Source organism: Halomonas sp. AOP43-A1-21 (genome assembly GCF_052376775.1).
GTDB classification, from domain to species: Bacteria; Pseudomonadota; Gammaproteobacteria; order Pseudomonadales; family Halomonadaceae; genus Vreelandella; species Vreelandella colorata.
The window spans coordinates 57,680-77,567 of the sequence record NZ_JBQSWC010000023.1 but is presented as its reverse complement, the minus strand read 5'-3'; the positions used below and the strand labels follow the sequence as shown (position 1 = coordinate 77,567).

The following is a 19,888-nucleotide window of genomic DNA, read 5'->3' as shown; positions in this document are numbered from 1 at the left end:
GCCGCTCGGCCCCTTTTTTAAAGCAACGCGTTGTTTCAATAAAATATTAGCAACAGCGTACTACTCAATTGATGGCGCTTTAAAACACTCGGTTTAAGCCATTTTGTGCTGCTACCCGATACGCTTCTGCCATGGTCGGGTAGTTAAACGTCGTATTCACGAAGTACTTGAGAGTATTGGCTTCGCCCGGCTGCTGCATAATGGCTTGGCCGATATGCAAGATCTCCGAGGCCTGATCGCCAAAGCAGTGGATACCTAGAATCTCCAGCGTATCCTGATGAAACAGGATTTTCAGCATCCCTACCACATCGCCAGTGATTTGCGCCCGCGCGGTGTCTTTAAAGAACGCTTTGCCGACTTCATAAGGGACTTTTGCTTCGGTAAGTTCACGCTCGTTAGGGCCAAACGAACTGATCTCGGGAATGGTGTAGATGCCGGTGGGTACGTCGCTAACGAAGCGATACTCTTTATCAAGCAGCTCGTTACAGGAGTTGAGCCCCTGGTCGTAAGCCGCGCTGGCAAGGCTTGGCCATCCAATCACATCGCCGGCGGCATAAATATGCGGAATCGACGTCCGGTAGTGCTCATCAACACTGAGCTGACCACGCCCATTAGCTTCCAGGCCAATATTCTCAAGCCCCAGGCTATCCGTATTACCGGTCCGCCCGTTAGCCCACAAAAAGGCATCGGCGCGGATTTTCTTCCCTGATTTGAGATGCACTACAACGCCGGATTCATCGCCTTCAACACTTGCGTAATCTTCGTTATGACGAATCAATACACCGTGTTTACGCAGATGATAAGACAGCGCATCGCTGATCTCAGCATCCAGGAAGGAGAGCAGGCTTTCGCGATTATTGATCAAATCGACTTTAAGGCCCAGCCCTGAAAAGATCGATGCATATTCGCAGCCGATAACGCCAGCACCAAAGATCACCAGCGTACGCGGCGTGTGCTCAAGACTTAAAATGGTATCGGAGCAGTAGATACGCGGATGGCGAAAATTGATATCCGTCGGCCGATAGGGACGCGAGCCGGTAGCAATAATGATTTTCTTGGCGACAAGCTCCTCCATGCCCTCGTGCTGGTCACGTATAACCAGCGTATGCTCATCTTTAAAGCGCGCAACGCCATGGAACAGATCGATGCGGTTGCGGGCATAAAACGTGGTACGCATCTCAACCTGCTTATCAATAGTACCGCGGGAGCGCTCCATTACTTTTGGAAAAGAGAACCAGCGAGGCTCACCGATATCGCGAAACATGCGGTTAGTATTGAACGCCATGATTTGCTTGACCTGATGGCGTAACGCTTTTGAGGGGATGGTGCCCCAGTGCGTGCAGTTACCACCCACCTGAGCCTGCTTTTCGATAATCGCGACACGCTTCCCGTGCTTTGCAGCGTTGATAGCAGCGCTTTCCCCTGCGGGACCTGTACCAATAACCACGACATCGTAATTGTGAACCGCCATACTCTCTGCGTCTCCTCTTTCCCCAATAATTAGGCGCAGCGGATCACTCTGCTGCGCCTGCTAAGCTCTTCAAGAGTGGCTTTATCGCCGCGTTACGTCATAGCCAAGGTCTGCACCACGGCTTTCATCGCTACGCCTGCGCACGCCGTTCTGCTTGCGGTTCTCTTCTTCGCATACTTCATCTTTTCCGCCGCAAATATCGCAGCCATCTTTCATGCCAATTTGGTTTAAACCACCGCAAGAACCTGCGATGGGCTTGCGGCCCATTAAAACGCCAACCGCCATCGCGCCCATGATTAGCGCCATAAAACCAAATACCAGTAGCCAGATTGCCATGTAAACCTCCCAGCATTGCTTTTGATGCACTACCTGCCGACAACAGCTTAGGCAATTAGTGCCCGTCATTCATTGCTACCTTTATTGTACCTCAGCCGCCAGACACTTATTAGCACAGGTGGCTATTCGCACAGATAACGCGGGTTTTGCCCCACTTATACGCTTATTCATAAACAAAGGGGCCAACCTCACGGCCAGCCCCAAATGCGCCCAAAGGGCACGCACTACAAATCAGTACTTATCCGCCAAAATCATCTAACATGATGTTTTCAGGCTCAACGCCCAGGTCAAGCAGTAGCTTGATTACCGATGCGTTCATCATGGGCGGCCCACACATGTAGTACTCACAATCTTCAGGTGCGGGGTGATCTTTTAGATAGTTCTCAAACAGCACGTTATGGATAAAGCCGGTAGGACCTTCCCACTTATCTTCTTCTTGCGGGTCAGAAAGCGCCAAGTGCCACTCAAAGTTCGGGAACTCTTCGGCCAACTGGTCGTACTCTTCGTTGTAGAAGGTTTCACGCCAGGAGCGAGCACCGTACCAGAAAGACATCTTACGATCTGACTTAAGACGCTTGAGCTGGTCAAAGATATGGCTACGCATTGGCGCCATACCGGCACCACCGCCGATAAAGATCATTTCGGCATCGCCATCTTTGGCGAAAAACTCACCAAACGGACCCATTACCGTCACCTTGTCACCCGGCTTCAGACTGAAGACATAGGTAGACATCAGGCCCGGCGGATGGCTGCTGCCCGGAGGCGGTGTCGCGATACGAATGTTGAACTTGAGAAGTCCCTTTTCTTCAGGGTAGTTCGCCATGGAGTATGCGCGAATAATTTCCTCGTTGTTCTTATGGGAAACATCGAACAGGCCGAATTTTTCCCAGTCGCCGCGGTACTCTTCCTCAATATCGAAATCAGAAAACTTGATATCGTATGGCGGCGCCACTAGCTGAACATAACCACCGGCGCGGAAAGCTACTTCTTCACCTTCCGGCAGTTTCAGGTTCAACTCCTTAATGAAGGTAGCGACATTGGGATTGGCCGTTACTTCGGTTTCCCATTTTTTAACGCCGAACACTTCTTCAGGTACTTCTACTTTCATGTCCTGCTTAACGGGCACCTGACAAGAGAGACGCCAGCCCTCTTTCTTTTCACGCATGGTGAAGTGGGACTCTTCGGTAGGCAGAATCGAGCCACCGCCCTCTTCAACGCGACACTTACACTGGGCGCAAGAACCACCGCCACCGCACGCGGAAGAAAGGAAAATACCGTTGGCTGCTAACGTGTTCAAAAGCTTGCCGCCGGCCTGAGTCGTCAAGGTGTGCTCGGGGTCGTGATTGACTTCAATCGTCACATCCCCGCTACTCACTAGCTTGCTACGCGCTGCCAGAATGATCGCCGTTAAGCTAATAACGATGATCGTGAACATGACAACACCGAGCAAGATGACAGATGTATCAACCATGTCGGTTTCCTATTGCTGAGGTTTCCTGTAACCCGGCAGCGCTTTACGCCGCCGGGAAAACCGGCTCTGTTTAGAGCTGAATGCCCGAGAAGGACATAAAGCCCAGTGACATCAGACCTACGGTGATGAACGTGATACCCAGCCCCTGTAGGCCACCAGGCACATCGCTGTATTTCAGCTTCTCACGAATGCCCGCAAGCGCCGCAATGGCCAATGCCCAACCGGTGCCCGCGCCAAAGCCGTATACCACCGCTTCACCGAAATTATAGCTACGCTCTACCATGAACAGTACGCCACCTAAAATGGCACAGTTAACGGTAATTAGCGGTAGGAATACACCTAGCGCGTTGTAGAGCGAAGGCACGTACTTATCAAGGAACATTTCCATGATTTGTACCAGTGCCGCAATAACCCCGATATAGGAGAGCAGACCCAGGAACGAAAGATCGATATTTTCAGCACCGCTGATACCGGTCCACGTCAACGCGCCTTCTTGCAGCAAGTAAGTGTAGACAAGGTTGTTAACCGGTACGGTGACGGTCAGCACCACGATAACGGCAATGCCTAGACCGATGGCTGAAGAGACCTTCTTGGATACGGCAAGAAAAGTACACATGCCCAGGAAGAAGGCCAGCGCCATGTTCTCGACGAAAACCGAAGCAACGAAAAGGCTTAGATAGTGTTCCATTTTACACAGCCTCCTGTGGCTTTGAGTTTTCCTTCATCTTGAACTCATTCTCTTCTACCTGCTCGGGATTGACTGAGCGCAGTACCCAAATCAACAGGCCGATGATAAAGAAGGCAGACGGCGGCAATAACAGCAGACCGTTAGGCACATACCAGCCACCGTTTTGAACCGTCGGCAAAATGGTAAAACCAAACACGCTACCCGCGCCCAGCAGTTCACGGAAGAAGCCAACTACTAAAAGCACAAAACCATAGCCCAAACCGTTACCGATACCGTCTAAAAACGACATACCGGGCGTATTGGACATGGCAAAGCCTTCAGCACGGCCCATAACGATACAGTTGGTAATGATCAGACCGACAAACACCGACAGCTGCTTGGACATTTCATAAGCGTAGGCTTTGAGGATCTGGTCAACCACGATGACCAGCGAAGCAATAATGGTCATTTGCACGATAATACGAATCGCAGAAGGAATATGATTCCGGATTAGCGATACGAAGAAGCTAGAGAGCGCCGTTACAAAGATAACGGCCAACGCCATTACCAACGACACGCTCATGCTGGTGGTTACCGCTAGCGCCGAACAAATCCCCAATATCTGAAGTGCAATCGGGTTGTTCTGGAAGATTGGCGCTATTAATACGCTTTTTGCATTTACGTCCGCCATGATTAAGCCCCCTCACCGTCTTCGAAGTCAGTCTCGGTGTTTTCGGCGTCTTCCGGCTCCGTACCGCTGCGGAATTTCGCAAGGTACGGTGCAAAACCTTCTTCGCTCAGCCAGAACTGCAGCATGTTAGTGACACCATTACTGGTGAGCGTAGCACCGGATAACGCGTCTACTTCGTTTTCGTTGCTAGCGCCGCCTTTGGTCAGGTGGATGGCTGGTGAGAGATCGCCCTCTTCAGCGTAAATCTCTTTGCCTTCCCACTGAGCCTGCCAGCGTGGATTGTTAACTTCCGCACCTAGACCCGGCGTTTCGCTGTGGTCGTAGTAAGTGATACTGATGATGGTGTTACCGTCGCCTTCAATCGACAGAAAGCCCATCATGCGGCCCCATAGGCCCTGACCACGAATGGGCAGAACGATCTGGTCCGGATTTTCTTCATCACCTACCAGGTATACGGTCGCGTAATTTTCAACCTGAGAAAGCCCCGCGATGTCACGGTCGCCAGACAGCGTGCGGCCTGTCGCCGGGTCACGCGCGGCTTCAAACCCGTCAAATGTTTCGGGATCAAACTCGTCGGTATATTCACCGGTTTCGAGTTCAACGACACGTGGCGTGATCTGGGCCTGGAACTCTTCCTCGACATCCATACCCGGCTCGTATAAACGTGCCACATTAAGGATGTTGGTTTTACGGTCTAATTCCTGGTTGAGCTGCTGCGTGGGACGTAGCGCTACGGCGGCCGTCGAAACGATAACCGAGCACACGATACACAGTGCAAACGCAACAATCAGGATCTTCTTGATTGAGTTATTACCTTGTGCCATTAGGCAGTCTCCTCGGCCGGTACGCCAGTACGCTTAATACGGCGCTTGATATTGGCCTGGACGAAGAAATGGTCAATCAATGGGGCAAACAGGTTAGCAAACAGGATAGCCAACATGATGCCTTCCGGGAAAGCCGGATTAACCACCCGGATCAGCACGGTCAACACACCGATCAACGCGCCAAAGATCAGGCGGCCCTGGTTGGTCATTGACGCAGATACCGGGTCGGTTGCCATGAAGACCATACCAAACGCAAAGCCACCGACCACAAAGTGCCAGTACCAGGGCATGTCAAACATGGGGTTGGTGTCTGAACCGATCAGATTGAACAGCGCGCTGGTCGCCACCATCCCAAGGAACACACCCAGCATGATGCGCCACGAGGCGATGCGCGTCCAAAGTAGCACAACGGCCCCGATAAGGATCGCAAGCGTTGACACTTCACCTACCGACCCGGGAATGAAGCCAAGGAAGGCATCCCACCAGCTGAAGGTGTTGGTTAGTGTGTCCATGCCATCCTGGAAAGCCATGGAGAGCGCTGTTGCTCCGGTGTAACCGTCAGCGGCCACCCAGATAGCGTCGCCGGAGATCTGCGCCGGGTAAGCGAAGTAGAGAAAGGCACGACCGGTTAGCGCCGGGTTAAGGAAGTTCTTGCCAGTACCGCCAAAAATTTCCTTACCGATCACGACACCGAAGGTAATGCCGAGCGCCACCTGCCAAAGCGGGATGGTTGCCGGAAGAATCAGTGCGTAGAGCACCGAGGTCACGAAGAAACCTTCGTTAACTTCATGGCCACGCTTGATGGCAAACAGCACTTCCCAGAAGCCACCGATGGCAAACGTCACCAGATAGATAGGCAGGAAGTACGTTGCGCCCAATACAAAGTTGGCCCATAGGCTGCTTGAATCATGCCCTGAAGCCAACGTCATCAGGATAGCTTCGCGCCAGCCACCCATGGAGGCATAGCCTGCATCGATTGCCACGTTCGCCTGCCAGCCTGCGTTCCACATACCAAAGAACATGGCCGGAAAGGTGCAAAGCCAAACGGTAATCATGATGCGCTTAAGATCAATACCGTCGCGCACGTGAGCCGTAGTTTTAGCAACGCTGGGCGGGGAATAGAAAATTGTATCTACCGCTTCATAAAGCGGATAGAACTTTTCATACTTGCCGCCTTTATGGAAATGCGGCTCGATATTATCGAGCGTTTGTCGGATACCCATTATCAGGCCTCTTTCTCGATCATGGTGAGATTGTCACGCAGAATAGGGCCATACTCGTATTTGCCGGGGCAAACGTATGTGCACAGCGCCAAATCCTCTTCGTCTAGCTCAAGACACCCAAGTTGCATGGCAACTTCAATGTCGCCCACGATCAGCGAACGAAGCAGCTGGGTCGGCATAATATCCAATGGCATGACGGCTTCGTACGAACCCACTGGCACCATGGCACGTTCAGAGCCATTAGTGGAGGTCGTCGGCGCGTAGTTACGCAGGCCTTTGATGCGGGAAAGATAAATACCCAGAATCGAGTGGCGATCGGCACCCAGCGACAGCCAACCTAGCAAGGCACGCTTGTTGCCTTCCTCAAGCAGACTGATCTGATTGCTGAAGCGCCCCAGGTAAGTAAGATTTCCTTCAGCCGTAAAGCCAGAGAAAACAGAACCGGAAATCACCCGAGTGTCATCAGGTTTGATGACTTCACCGGCCAGGAGTTCATCGGTACTTGCTCCAATCCGGGTGCGAACAAGACGCGGCTTTTCAGCACGCGGGCCACCAATGGCGACTATTCGGTGAGTACTAAGCTTCCCTTCGGCAAATAGTTTGCCGAAAGCGATAACATCCTGATAGCCGATATGCCAGACGTGTCTGTGCAGTGCGACCGGGGAAAGGTAATGAATATGCGTGCCCACCAGACCCGCCGGGTGAGGACCAGCAAAACTTTCTGCGGTCACACCGTCAATCTCTTTCCCTGGAATAGTGTCATCAGCCCCGGTACACAAGAAAACGTTGCCCTCGGTCAGGCGGGTTAGCACCTTGAGGCCGTCTTCAAATGCCTGGGATTCTTCATTAATGATAATTGCTGGATCAGCGCTTAGCGGATGAGTGTCCACCGCGGTTACGAAGATATCGGCAGGTTTACTGTCAATTGCTGGCGTACGCGAGAATGGACGCGTGCGTAACGCTGTCCAGAGTCCCGATTCGACCAATTGATCGACTACCAGCTGACGGTCGAGCTGTGCTAAAGAGGCGCAGTCATGAGAGGCGAATGTCATCGCTTCTTCATTTTCGTCCACTTTAATCACGACAGACAGCAGGCGACGCTTTTCGCCACGGTTTATTGCTACCACTTCACCGCTTGCCGGTGCCGTAAAGCGCACACCTTCAACCTTCTTATCGGTAAAGAGTAGTTGGCCTAGTTTGACCTTATCCCCTTCCTGAACTTCCATGGTTGGCTTCATGCCAACATAGTCAGTGCCTAGGATTGCCACGTAACGCACAGGCTGCGCATCTTCAATACGCTGCTCGGGCGCTCCCGTGATGGGGAGATCCAGGCCTTTTTTGACTTCGATCATAGTCTCGCCCAGTTGATGGATCGGATATACGAAGGTAAGGGGTTCGAATGCTTATTTTCTGCTCAGTGAATTGTTATTTTCTGTCAGATTGTTACCAGTCAGGCCCAAGCACTGCTTGAACCACCCCGAAAAATCTTACGCATTATAAAGATAAGCGCGGCCAATGACCACATCCCTGATGCCCCCCAAAAGTGTTATACACCTACCAATGGCTATTGATTTTACAATTAAAAACGCCACCCGAAGGTGGCGTTAAAAAAAATACAGCTCGATGAAAAATCACTTTAACAAGCAATTCACCGATATAGAGGCGTTACGCGTGGCGTGGCAGCTTTAAAAATTCGACATTGGACATGTGCTGCAGGATACGAATTACCTGACAGCTGTAGCCAAATTCATTGTCATACCAAACGTACACAACGGCGTGGTTGTCATTAGCAATCGTTGCCTTGGCATCCACAATACCGGCGTGGCGGTTACCGACAAAATCCGACGATACCACTTCTGCAGAGTCTACGAAGTCGATCTGCTTTTGATAATCCGAGTCGATGGACATTTTGCGCAGATAATCATTTAACGCCTCAGCGTCAGTCGACTTATTCAGCGTCAGGTTCAAAATGGCCATGGATACGTTCGGCGTAGGCACACGAATAGCATTACCGGTCAATTTGCCTTCAAGCTCAGGCAACGCTTTTGAAACGGCTTTCGCGGCGCCGGTTTCCGTCAATACCATGTTGAGTGCTGCGCTACGACCGCGACGATCACCCTTGTGGTAGTTATCGATCAGGTTCTGGTCATTGGTATAGGCGTGAACCGTCTCAACATGCCCCACCTCTACCCCATACTCATCGTTTAATACCTTGAGTACCGGAACAATGGCGTTAGTAGTACAGGAAGCGGCCGACACAATGCGATCATTTTCACCGATGGCTTGATGGTTAATACCATAAACGATGTTTTTGATATCACCTTTACCCGGCGCAGTTAATAGCGCTTTGGCAGCGCCCTTGCACTCAAGGTGCTGACCCAGGCCTGCTTCATCGCGCCAGATACCGGTGTTATCAACAATAACGGCATTATTGATGCCGTAAGTGGTGTAATCGATTTCACTAGGTGAATCGGCATATATAACCTGAACAACGTTTCCATTCACGGTGAGCGTACGTGCCTCAACGTTAACAGAGATAGTCCCTTCAAACGGTCCATGCACAGAGTCGCGACGCAGTAAACTGGCACGCTTTTCAAGGTCTTTAGCAACATCGCCACGCCCGCGCACCACAATCGCACGCAGCCGCAACAGGTTACCGCCGCCAGCTTTTTCAACCAAGACTCGCGCTAACAGACGCCCAATACGGCCAAAACCATAAAGCACAACGTCCTGAGGCTCGCCCTTGCTGGCACCCGGTTGGTAGCCATCAATAATGTCTTGCAGCTCATTACGCAGGAAGGCATCCAGGTCACCGCCGCCCTGTTTTTTAAACATCACCGCCAGCTTACCCACATCCACATGGGCCGGACCGAGGTTAAGCGCGCTCATCGCCTCAACAATCGGGAACGTATCTTCAACAGAAAGCTCGGTACCTTCAATCTTACGCACAAAGCGGTGGTCTTTCAGAATTCGGATAACCGACTGATTGATCAACGAACGCCCAAACATGGTAGCCACAACGTTGTGCTGCCGATAAAGACGCCCCACCAGCGGGATCATCTGTTCTGCCAAGGCTTGGTTGTTTTGCCATTGCTCAAAAACATTCTCGGGAGCTTGCTGACTCACGTGCGGCCTCATAAGGTTTGTGAAAACGGATTTGTAAAAACAAATTTGTGAAACAGAGTTTTAAAACCAGTACTTAAAACCAGTACTTAACACCAGTACTTAAAAACCAGAGCGCTGAAAACATAAACGCTAAAAATCGGGTATCGACCACAGGGTCGTAAACCAAATGACCAGGGTATTATCCCGGCCTTCGGACCAGCCCGCAATCAAAGGATGGTCGCACACCATGTAGGGGTATTACATAAACAGGCGTTTGACTACAAATACAAAATAGGCAGTGGCAACACCGTCCCGGCTAGCCCTCTGACTGAAAACGGGTCATCGTGTATGATCCAATCTCCGTTTCAGCGCAAAACGATACCCTGACTATGCCATCATTTTCTCTGCTCGAACCGCCCCAACCGCAAGGAACACGCGACACGCTTTATTGGACAGCGCCTCCCGGCAGTGCGTCTGCATTGGCGTTAGCCCAGGTTGCCGCCAGTGCACCGTTGTTGGTGATCACGCCCAGCACGGCCAGCGCCCAACGCCTGGAACAAGATTTGGCGTTTTACAGCGACGTTCCCGTTCTGCCATTTCCTGATTGGGAAACGCTGCCGTACGACAGTTTTTCACCCCATCAGGATATCGTTTCGGCACGCCTGCGCACGCTACGCCAACTCCAGGACGGCGTACGGGGCATCGTGCTAGTACCCATTAACACGTTAATGCAGCGCCTCTCCCCGGTATCGTATATCGCTGGCCGCGTGATGACGCTAACGGCAGGCGCTAAACTTGATCGAGAACATTTTAGAGAATCATTAACCCGCGCAGGATATCGCGCAGTTGAGACGGTCTATGAGCCCGGCGAGTACGCCATGCGGGGTGCGTTGATTGATCTTTTTGCGATGGGCATGGACGAGCCGATTCGCATCGACCTGTTTGATGATGAAATTGATACCCTGCGGCATTTTGATCCCGGCAGCCAGCGCTCAACCGATAAAGTAGGCACGATTGAGCTGCTTCCCGCTCACGAGTATTCACTCAGCCGCAGTGCGATTGCCTGCTTTCGTGAGCAGTTTGAAACCTTATTTGATGTCGACCCGCGCCAGTGCCCACTTTATAACGACGCTTTGAAAGCCATACCGTCACCGGGCCTAGAACACTATTTACCGCTCTTTTTTGACGAAACGGCATCGCTTTTCGACCACGTTACCGCTGACACTCGCGTTGCGCTGTTACCCGGCGTCTTTCAAGCCGCAGAGCAGCATTGGCAGTCCATAGAAGCACGCTATATTAACCTGGGGGTTGATCCTACCCGCCCTCTACTGCCCCCACACCGAGCGTTTTTTCCGGTCAGCAAGGTGTTCTCGGCAATCAAGGCGCGCCCACGCATTGAGCTGACCGAAGATGAAACGCAGCGCCACGCATTAATCCCAGAAGCAAAGGCGTTGCCGCCTCTGGCGATTAATGCCCGGGCAAAACACCCCTTGAGCGAACTAAACAGCTTTTTAAACAGCGAGCCCAATACCCGAGTTCTGTTTGTCGCTGAATCACGTGGACGCCGGGAAGCGCTGGAAGAAATTCTGGCACCGCTGTCCCTGTCGCCTCCGCATGTTGAAAGCTTTCAGGCATTCCTGGCGAGCCAACACACTTACGCCATTACCGAAAGCCTGGTGGATAGCGGACTATGGTTAACCCAGCCGGCTATCGCAGTGATTAGCGAAACAGAGCTGTTTGGCGAGGTAGTCCGTCAAAGCCGACGCCGTGAAAAGGCCACCGATGACAATGAGCTGGCGGTTCGGCATCTATCCGAGCTGCGCGAAGGCGCGCCCGTAGTTCACCAGGCACACGGTGTAGGCCGCTACCTGGGGCTTGAAACCCTGGCCGCAGGCGGTCAGGCCAATGAGTTTCTGGCGCTCTCCTACGCCGATGGTGCGAAGCTTTATGTTCCCGTGGATAGCCTGCACCTTATCTCCCGCTATAGCGGCGCCGATGATGAGCTGGCGCCGCTGCATAAGCTGGGCTCTGACCAATGGGAAAAAGCGCGCCGCAAAGCGGCCGAGAAAATTCGCGATACGGCCGCCGAGTTGCTGGATGTTTACGCACGGCGGGAAGCTCAACAGGGCGTGGTTTATGAAAGTCCAGGCGACGACTACGTGCGCTTCTCGGCAAGCTTTCCGTTTGAAGAAACACCCGACCAGCACGCCGCCATTGAAGCTGTCATTGACGATATGACCTCCCCCCAGCCGATGGATCGCGTGGTCTGTGGCGACGTCGGTTTTGGTAAAACCGAAGTCGCCATGCGCGCGGCCTTTTTGGCCGTGCAGTCAGGCCGCCAAGTGGTAGTACTGGTTCCTACCACCCTGCTCGCGCGTCAGCACTTTGAAAACTTCCGTGACCGCTTTGCCGATACGGCGGTCAATATACGTCTGATCTCACGCTTTACGGCGGGCAAAGAGATGACACAAACGCTTGAGAGCATTAAAAGCGGTCAAACCGATATCGTGATCGGTACCCATAAGCTGCTCTCCAAAAGCGTCGAACTGCCTCAAATGGGGCTACTGATTATCGATGAAGAGCACCGCTTTGGCGTCGCCCAGAAAGAAAAACTCAAAGCGCTTCGCGCAGAAATCGATATTTTAACCCTCACCGCCACGCCTATTCCCCGCACGCTCAACATGGCGATGAGCGGTATCCGCGATCTATCCATTATCGCGACACCACCGGCTCGCCGCCTGTCGGTCAAAACCTTCGTCCAGCAGCGTGACAACAGTGTGATTAAAGAGGCCTTACTGCGCGAAATACTGCGCGGCGGCCAGGTCTACTTTCTACACAATGAAGTCAAAACCATTGAGAACACCGCGGAGCAGATACGTGAACTCGTACCCGAAGCTCGCGTTGCGGTGGCTCATGGCCAGTTGCCTGAGCGTAGCTTAGAACGCGTGATGTCGGACTTCTATCACCGACGCTTTAACGTTCTCGTCTGCTCAACCATCATTGAAACCGGTATTGACGTCCCAAGCGCCAACACCATTTTGATTGAGCGTGCCGACAAGTTTGGCTTGGCGCAGCTGCACCAACTGCGCGGGCGCGTTGGCCGCAGCCACCATCAAGCATATGCCTACCTTTTAACCCCTCCCCCCAAAGCCATGACCCGCGATGCGGTTAAACGCCTTGAGGCCATCAGCGCGTCCGATGATCTGGGCGCTGGCTTTACCCTGGCAAGCCACGATATGGAAATTCGTGGCGCAGGCGAACTCTTAGGCGATGAGCAAAGCGGCCAGATGGAAACCATCGGCTATACGCTTTATATGGAAATGCTGGACCGGGCCGTGAAAGCCATTCGGGCGGGGAAAACACCTAACATCGACGCCCCCTTCAACACCGGCGTAGAAATTAGCCTAAACTTACCTGCATTAATCCCCGATGATTACATTCATGATGTTCAACAGCGGCTTGTCATGTATAAACGCATTGCCAATACGCAAAGCGAAAATGAGCTTAAGGAGCTACAGGTCGAGCTGATTGATCGTTTTGGCCTGCTCCCCCAACCTCTTAAAAACCTGGTTCGCCAAACCAAACTGCGTCAACGCGCTGAGCAGTTGGGGATTAGCCGCATTGAGGCAGGCGAAAGCCGTGGACGAGTACTGTTTGATGGCACAACCCAGATTGATCCTCTGACCCTCGTTAAGCTCATTCAAACCTCACCCCAGCACTACCGCCTGGATGGCTCAGATACCTTACGGTTTGAATTTACCATGGCAACCAGCGAACAACGCTTTGAGCAAGTCGAAACACTTTTAACTACCCTTAATCAAAAAGTAGCGGCGGCGTGAACCTTGGGGCAAACTGGTAACAAGCAGGCTATGTTTGCCCGTTTACGCGTACTAGCAGTGCACTAACTTATTAGGAATGACCATGAACATTCGTCACAAATTCAACCTTTGGGGCCCTACCAGTTTGGCTGTATTGCTGGCAGCTAGCCTCACAGGCCCGGTTTTTGCGCAAACAGCGCCTGAGCAAGCAGATAACGTAGCGACAGCCAGCGAAGTACTGGACGATGCAGCTCAAGCTGAACAAGGGCACGACGAACTGCCACGCGGGCAATTTCGGCTTCCGGAACAAGGCGACATCATCGGTGAGCGCTACACGGTTACCGTTGAAGACCCCGAAGAGACTCTGATCGACATTGCCCGTCGCCATAATATTGGCTACGAAGAAATACGCATGGCTAACCCCGAAGTAAGCATGTGGGTGCCAGGCGAAGGCACCGAGGTAGTGATTCCCGCTCAATACATTCTTCCACCAGCACCGCGCGAAGGAGTGGTCGTCAACCTTTCTGAGCTGCGCCTCTACTACTACCCGGCCGATAACCCAGGCATCGTTGAAACCTACCCGGTCAGCGTTGGTCGCAATGAGTTTGCAACGCCTGTCGGCCTTACCCGCACGACGGTAAAAGTAAAGGACCCCGCCTGGGCGCCGCCCGCCTCCATGCGCCGCGAAGCAGCAGAACGAGGCGACCCAGCTCCAGCGGTAGTGCCGCCCGGCCCGGATAATCCGCTTGGCGAACACGCCATTCTATTGGCCATGCCAAGCTATCTGATTCATGGCACCAATCGGCCTGACGGTGTGGGCATGCGCGTTAGCCGCGGCTGTATCCGGATGTATCCGGAAGACATCAAATCGCTGTATGAGCGCCTGCCGAGCGGCACGCAGGTCAACTTGATGGATGCGCCCTTCAAAGCAGGCTGGGCAGCCGATGGAACGCTATTTGTGCAGTCGTACCCGCAGCTTGAAGAGAATGTCGGTGACTTCGAGCCCCTGCTAGCCGCCATCGAGCGCGTTGATGCGCTGACCGAAGATCAGGTTGAGGTGGACTACGAGCAGGTAAAACGTGCCGTAGAATCACCGGATGGCAACTTTGTTGCGTTGCATGGCCCTCAGGCACCCAAGCCTGTCGTAGAAGAAGAGCCTGCAGCAGAACTTAATGGCTTGTTTGAAGAAGTAGAGCTTAGCCAGGCAGAGCCTGCTGAAGAAGATGCTTAACAGATACCATCCATAAAAAAACCCCGCCGAGGCGGGGTTTTTTTACATCTTCAGCAACCGCTGAGTCTAACGACTACCCAGTGGTCCAAGCAGAATTACTTCTGCATGGAACGCTGGAACATGCGGTTCATTTCTTCACGGTTCTGCTCAGACATCTGCAGGGCAGCTTGCGCATCGCGCTGAGCTTGGTTAGCAGTGTTCAGAGCTTGTGAAGCCATGCTGCGTGCTTCTGCGGCATCAGCCTGTGCAGATTCAGCAGTCATGCGAACTTCTTCCAGAGCGCTGGTAGAAGCACAGCCAGCCAGGATTGCCAGAGAAGCAGCAGCGGCGGTCATTTTCAGAGTAGTCTTCAGAGTCATAATGTTCTCCTTGAGTCTTCCTTGGGTACAACGTTAGGGGTATAACAAAAATCAGGCTAATTGCTTAGTTAGAAATTGTCTACCCACGATACAGGTTCTTTACAATGACTTGTGCATGAGCACGCCAGTCAAACGCTGTTTTATAATAGACCACAACGCTTGTCTATAGCCACTTGTACAAAACCTCGAACTTCCATCAACAACATAAGACTAGCGGATCACAACGCGAGTGCCAACATCAACCAGCTCAGCAAGTCGCTCAATTTGTTCATTTGTCACCGCCACGCACCCTTGAGTCCAGTGGTAGCGGCCATGAATATCGGGATCACCGCTGCCGATGCCATGAATTCCAATAGCCCCACCCAGCGCCGTGTTTTGCGGTGGATGTCCATATCGACGGTAATAATCGAAATAGGCTTCGTAATCGCGCTGCGAGTAGATACCCTTTTCAAGCGCCATGCGTGCATGGGCTGGGGTAGGATAATCGATACCGAGGAAGATATGCCACCGACTTTCGTAATTAAATCGATTAATGCGAAATTCGCCCAGCGGAGTCACGTTATCACCCATTACCCGCTGCGTCTTTGCACCAGCGCGCCCCAATGAAATAGGCGCAAAATATTCAAGCTGCGTTTCACCGCGAAAAACGCTAAGCGACGATGCCTGATCGTCAATCATCAACCACAGCTCGGTACTATAACGCGGTATGTGCGCGCGCGAGAGCAGCGTTTCAACTAAGTCAGGCGGCTCTACATTTAACGTAGCATTTGTCGTAGCAGCGCTTGCCACCACTGGCCAACCAAGCGCAAGGGCTAAAAAACGGCGGCGATTTAAAGGCATAGTTCTAAATCTAAAGACATCGGTTAGCTCTCAAAACGGGTCAGTTTACGGCTGACCAACAAAGCATATCTAAGGGCTGTTATACCCTATTTACGCCATGTCTGTCAGCGGCCTTGGACAAGATTTTTTTCGTTTAGACACACCAAACCCTGTCAACCAAACGCTATTCAACGCAGGGCTAAATATCTTCAAACTCTCGCATGCTGGTCACCAGCTTTCGCGCCTCGGCATTATGGCCTTGAGCTAGGGAATCAAAAAACTCAGCCTCAGGCTCAATACGCGCCCTGGAAGCGCGATGCTCATATAGTGACTGCAATTTTTCATGGGCCTCAACGGCCGTACGGGTCACTTCATCGACAGACCCAGCTACCGTTTTTTCAGTTAGCCTTTCAAGCTCCGGCGGTTCGGGAAACTCACTTGATTCATCAAACCAGGTTTCCAGAACTTCTTTATGACTAGAACCATCATGGAAGAGATCATTCAGGCCTTTCTGCATTCTTAACTCACGACTGGCAAGGTAGGTCAGCGCCATGCTTAAACGCTCATTATTCGTTTTATCCGCCGCGTCGCTGTATTGAAGGGCCATACGCTTATGAAAGCCTTCAGCCCACTCAACTAAATCTTTGACTTGGTTATAACGCATCCTTGCCTCCTTCTGGCGTTCTATCATCAAAGCAACATCGTGTTGTTTTATGATACTAGCTGATCAGGGTAGTTCCGTTATCTCACAAGCTACCACTCCTGGCTGGTCTCTCGGAGCGCTGCAATCTCAAGCTTTGCTGCTTGCAAGTGCATGAGAAGCTCTTCGTGAAGACTTGCCTGACGACCTACCGCAATCATCGCCGGGTTAGCTACTGCGCGTCTGGCAGCGCCATCACTGCTATGTAACTGCTCAAGCTTCTGGGTAAGCCAATACAGCCAGCCTTCAGGCTCGCGCATCAAATCGCGCAACCGCTGTAGCTCTGCAAGCGGCGGCCCATTGCTTGCCAGCAGCTCCTGCCAGACGTGATGTTCCAGCCGGGCGTGCTCGGTTACTTCTTTTAGCAGCGAGGTCAACGCCAACTCAAAGAGAGCCAAGGCACTCTCTTCGAGCGCCATCTGGCGAGCGGGCGCATGCTCGTCTTCACCAATGGGCATGCTTACCAGCAATTCAGCTTGGTAGAGCAGTTGATTAGTGCGCGAGCGAGCACTCATTTACGCTTGTCCTCTACGTGCCATTTGCCTGCCTCGAAGGTTGCTTTCCAGCCAGTGGCCTTGCCTTCTTCGTCAGTCATTACGTACTGCTCTTTATTTTTACGCGAGTAGCGAATTTGAGCCGGACGACCATCAGGGTCTTCGCTGGGTGCCTTGAGAATAAAGTGATACTTCTCGGGCAGCTCATCAGCATGGGCTTTTAGCTCTTTAACCAACGGCGGACGCGTTTCACGGTTTTTAGGGAATTTACTCGCCGCTAAAAACAGGCCGCTTGCTCCATCACGCAGTACGTAGTGGTCATCGACTTTCTGGCAGGCCAGTTCCGGCATCGGAATCGGATCCATCTTGGGTGGTGCCACTTCACCGCTTTTCAGAAGCTTACGAGTATTTTTACACTCGCTATTGGTGCAGCCAAAATATTTACCAAACCGGCCTGACTTGAGCTGCATTTCCGAGCCACACTTATCGCATTCAATAACCGGGCCATCGTAGCCTTTGATCTTGAACTTGCCCTGCTCTATTTCATAACCATCACAGTCAGGGCTATTACCGCAAATATGCAGCTTGCGGGTTTCATCAATCAGGTAGTTATCCATCGCCGTGCCGCACTTATGGCACCGCCGCTTGGCACGCAGGGCGTTGGTTTCTGCCTCTTCACCGGCATCCGCCGCTACGGCCTCTTCACCCGGAATGAGGTCAATCGTCGTCTTGCAGCGCTCTTTGGGCGGCAGGTTATAGCCACTACAGCCTAAAAACACCCCGGTGGAAGCAGTGCGAATCTGCATCTTCCGACCACAAGAGGGGCAATCAATATCGGTTGGCACCGGCTGGTTAGGACGCATCCCGTCATCGCTCTCAGCCTTGGCAAGCTCTTCACTAAACTCGCCATAGAAAGCATCGAGCAGTGCCTGCCAATTGCGCTCACCTTCCGCAACCTCATCCAGGCTATCTTCCATACGGGCGGTAAACGAGAAGTCCATCAGATCAGGAAACGACTCTTTCAGGCGCTCGGTAACGATATCACCCAGCTTTTCGGCGTAAAAACGCCGATTTTCCAACTTCACATAGCCACGATCCTGGATCGTCGAAATAATCGAGGCGTAGGTAGAAGGACGACCGATCCCCTGCTTTTCAAGCTCTTTAACCAAGCTCGCCTCAGTATAACGTGCCGGCGGCTTGGTAAAGTGTTGCTGAGGATCCAGCGTTTCCATCGCCATTGGCGTGCCTTTGGGCAAATCAGGCAGCGTCTGGTCTTCATTTTTACCGCTTGGTTTCATAACCCGCGTGTAGCCGTCAAACTTCAGAACACGCCCTTTAGCGCGCAGGTCATAACCATCCACTTCAACGCTCAGCGTGCTCGACAGATACTCGGCCGGGGTCATCTGACAGGCCACGAACTGACGCCAGATCAGCTCGTATAAGCGCTCGGCATCGCGCTCCATACCAACCAAATCGGTCGCCTTGCGCTCAACGCTTGATGGGCGGATCGCTTCGTGAGCTTCCTGGGCGCTCTCTTTGCTGCTATAGCGATTGGGCGCTTCGGGTAGATAGCGCTCGCCGTACTCACTACCAATAAACTCACGTGCACTTTCAACTGCATCTTTCGAGAGATTAGTGGAGTCGGTACGCATATAGGTAATGTAGCCGGCTTCGTACAAACGCTGAGCCATGGTCATGGTTTTCTTGACCGAGAAACCCAGGCGGCCACTGGCTGCCTGCTGCAGCGTAGAGGTAATAAACGGTGCCGTTGGCTTAGAACTAGTGGGCTTATCTTCCCGTGAGGTAATCGCAAGCTTCGCGTTACGCAGCGCCGCAATTCGCTCCATGGTGTCTTTTTCAGAGGTCGGCTTAAACACCTTGCCATCTTGCTTGGCGAGTGCAAAGCGTACCACTTCGCCGTCTGGCGAGACTAAATCCGCATGCACATCCCAAAACTCTTCTGGGATAAACGCACGAATATCACGCTCGCGCTCAACAATAAGACGCACCGCGACAGACTGCACGCGACCAGCGGAAAGGCCACGGGCCACTTTGGCCCACAGCAATGGCGACAGCATAAAGCCCACCACACGGTCTAAAAACCGCCGCGCCTGCTGAGCTTCTACTCGCGGAATATTCAGAACGCCGGGTGCCTTAAACGCATCCTGAATGGCGTTTTTAGTAATTTCGTTAAATACGACCCGCTTATAGCGACTATCGTCACCGCCGATGGTTTCCCGCAAATGCCAAGCGATGGCTTCCCCTTCGCGGTCCAAATCCGTCGCCAGATAAACCGCGTCAGCCTTTTCAGCGAGTTTTTTGAGCTCAGCCACTACCTTCTCTTTGCCAGGCAAGACTTCGTAGCGGGCTTCCCAGCCATTATTGGGATCAATACCCATACGCCGAATTAACTGATCATGGCTTTTGCGCTTTTTATACTCTGCCTTCTCTTCCGCTGACATTTTGCGTGTTGCCGCGGCTTGGCGAGCGCGCTCCTTAGGGTCGGAAGCTGCCTTGCCCGAGCCGCTGGTCGGCAGATCACGAATGTGACCCACGCTCGACTTTACGATGAAATCGTTGCCGAGATACTTATTAATCGTCTTCGCTTTAGCCGGCGACTCGACGATGACCAGTGACTTGCCCATAGTGCTCCACTTTTCTATTGCGTGGGCTGACAGC

16 protein-coding genes are annotated in these 19,888 nt (G+C 52.5%); 2 read left to right on the top strand and 14 right to left on the bottom strand.

Annotation, left to right across the window (positions count from 1 at the left end; all coding sequences use genetic code 11):
• Positions 1-79: 79 nt before the first annotated feature.
• The 9 genes from sthA to ACT3R7_RS13660 all read right to left on the bottom strand — a co-directional run bounded on the left by sthA (position 80) and on the right by ACT3R7_RS13660 (position 9,809).
• Positions 80-1,471 (bottom strand): Si-specific NAD(P)(+) transhydrogenase, encoded by a 1,392-nt coding sequence (gene sthA / locus ACT3R7_RS13700; RefSeq protein ID WP_193092102.1) that lies wholly within the window; start codon positions 1,469-1,471, stop codon positions 80-82.
• An 81-nt stretch (positions 1,472-1,552) separates the two neighbouring features.
• On the bottom strand, positions 1,553-1,807 hold the full coding sequence (nqrM, locus tag ACT3R7_RS13695; RefSeq protein WP_192537867.1) for a (Na+)-NQR maturation NqrM: 255 nt from the start codon (positions 1,805-1,807) through the stop codon (positions 1,553-1,555).
• 238 nt (positions 1,808-2,045) lie between these two features.
• Complete coding sequence (gene nqrF, locus ACT3R7_RS13690) at positions 2,046-3,278, bottom strand: NADH:ubiquinone reductase (Na(+)-transporting) subunit F (protein ID WP_193092103.1); 1,233 nt, start codon at positions 3,276-3,278, stop codon at positions 2,046-2,048.
• A gap of 70 nt (positions 3,279-3,348) precedes the next feature.
• On the bottom strand, positions 3,349-3,966 hold the full coding sequence (gene nqrE / locus ACT3R7_RS13685) for an NADH:ubiquinone reductase (Na(+)-transporting) subunit E (protein ID WP_018917287.1): 618 nt from the start codon (positions 3,964-3,966) through the stop codon (positions 3,349-3,351).
• A gap of 1 nt (position 3,967) precedes the next feature.
• A complete protein-coding gene (locus ACT3R7_RS13680; protein WP_192537865.1) occupies positions 3,968-4,636 on the bottom strand; it encodes an NADH:ubiquinone reductase (Na(+)-transporting) subunit D in 669 nt (222 codons plus the stop codon).
• A 2-nt stretch (positions 4,637-4,638) separates the two neighbouring features.
• Positions 4,639-5,460: a Na(+)-translocating NADH-quinone reductase subunit C gene (locus tag ACT3R7_RS13675; RefSeq protein WP_192537864.1), complete on the bottom strand. Its 822-nt coding sequence runs from the start codon at positions 5,458-5,460 to the stop codon at positions 4,639-4,641.
• A complete protein-coding gene (locus tag ACT3R7_RS13670) occupies positions 5,460-6,683 on the bottom strand; it encodes an NADH:ubiquinone reductase (Na(+)-transporting) subunit B (protein WP_193092104.1) in 1,224 nt (407 codons plus the stop codon). Before ACT3R7_RS13670 ends, ACT3R7_RS13675 begins: the two co-directional genes overlap by 1 nt.
• A gap of 2 nt (positions 6,684-6,685) precedes the next feature.
• Positions 6,686-8,035, bottom strand: a complete 1,350-nt coding sequence (locus ACT3R7_RS13665) for a Na(+)-translocating NADH-quinone reductase subunit A (RefSeq protein WP_193092105.1) — start codon at positions 8,033-8,035, stop codon at positions 6,686-6,688.
• Positions 8,036-8,348: 313 nt separating this feature from the next.
• The gene (locus ACT3R7_RS13660; RefSeq protein WP_192537861.1) at positions 8,349-9,809 is read right to left on the bottom strand and encodes a glyceraldehyde-3-phosphate dehydrogenase; all 1,461 of its coding nucleotides are present in this window, start codon (positions 9,807-9,809) and stop codon (positions 8,349-8,351) included.
• A 368-nt stretch (positions 9,810-10,177) separates the two neighbouring features.
• On the opposite strand from ACT3R7_RS13660, the gene mfd reads away from it, so the two are divergent.
• Positions 10,178-13,627: a transcription-repair coupling factor gene (mfd, locus tag ACT3R7_RS13655; RefSeq protein ID WP_193092106.1), complete on the top strand. Its 3,450-nt coding sequence runs from the start codon at positions 10,178-10,180 to the stop codon at positions 13,625-13,627.
• Positions 13,628-13,709: 82 nt separating this feature from the next.
• On the top strand, positions 13,710-14,837 hold the full coding sequence (locus ACT3R7_RS13650; protein ID WP_193092107.1) for a L,D-transpeptidase family protein: 1,128 nt from the start codon (positions 13,710-13,712) through the stop codon (positions 14,835-14,837).
• 95 nt (positions 14,838-14,932) lie between these two features.
• On the opposite strand, the gene ACT3R7_RS13645 is transcribed toward ACT3R7_RS13650, so the two are convergent.
• The 5 genes from ACT3R7_RS13645 to topA all read right to left on the bottom strand — a co-directional run bounded on the left by ACT3R7_RS13645 (position 14,933) and on the right by topA (position 19,854).
• On the bottom strand, positions 14,933-15,196 hold the full coding sequence (locus ACT3R7_RS13645; RefSeq protein WP_018917296.1) for an Lpp/OprI family alanine-zipper lipoprotein: 264 nt from the start codon (positions 15,194-15,196) through the stop codon (positions 14,933-14,935).
• A 210-nt stretch (positions 15,197-15,406) separates the two neighbouring features.
• The gene (locus tag ACT3R7_RS13640) at positions 15,407-16,036 is read right to left on the bottom strand and encodes a L,D-transpeptidase (RefSeq protein ID WP_192537858.1); all 630 of its coding nucleotides are present in this window, start codon (positions 16,034-16,036) and stop codon (positions 15,407-15,409) included.
• A 178-nt stretch (positions 16,037-16,214) separates the two neighbouring features.
• Positions 16,215-16,679 carry a 2-hydroxyacyl-CoA dehydratase gene (locus ACT3R7_RS13635; protein WP_193092108.1) on the bottom strand — a complete coding sequence of 155 codons (465 nt, stop codon included), beginning with the start codon at positions 16,677-16,679 and terminating at the stop codon, positions 16,215-16,217.
• Positions 16,680-16,768: 89 nt separating this feature from the next.
• Positions 16,769-17,230, bottom strand: a complete 462-nt coding sequence (locus ACT3R7_RS13630) for a DUF6586 family protein (RefSeq protein ID WP_193092109.1) — start codon at positions 17,228-17,230, stop codon at positions 16,769-16,771.
• The gene (gene topA / locus ACT3R7_RS13625) at positions 17,227-19,854 is read right to left on the bottom strand and encodes a type I DNA topoisomerase (protein ID WP_193092110.1); all 2,628 of its coding nucleotides are present in this window, start codon (positions 19,852-19,854) and stop codon (positions 17,227-17,229) included. The genes ACT3R7_RS13630 and topA overlap by 4 nt, the downstream gene beginning before the upstream one ends.
• Positions 19,855-19,888: the final 34 nt, after the last annotated feature.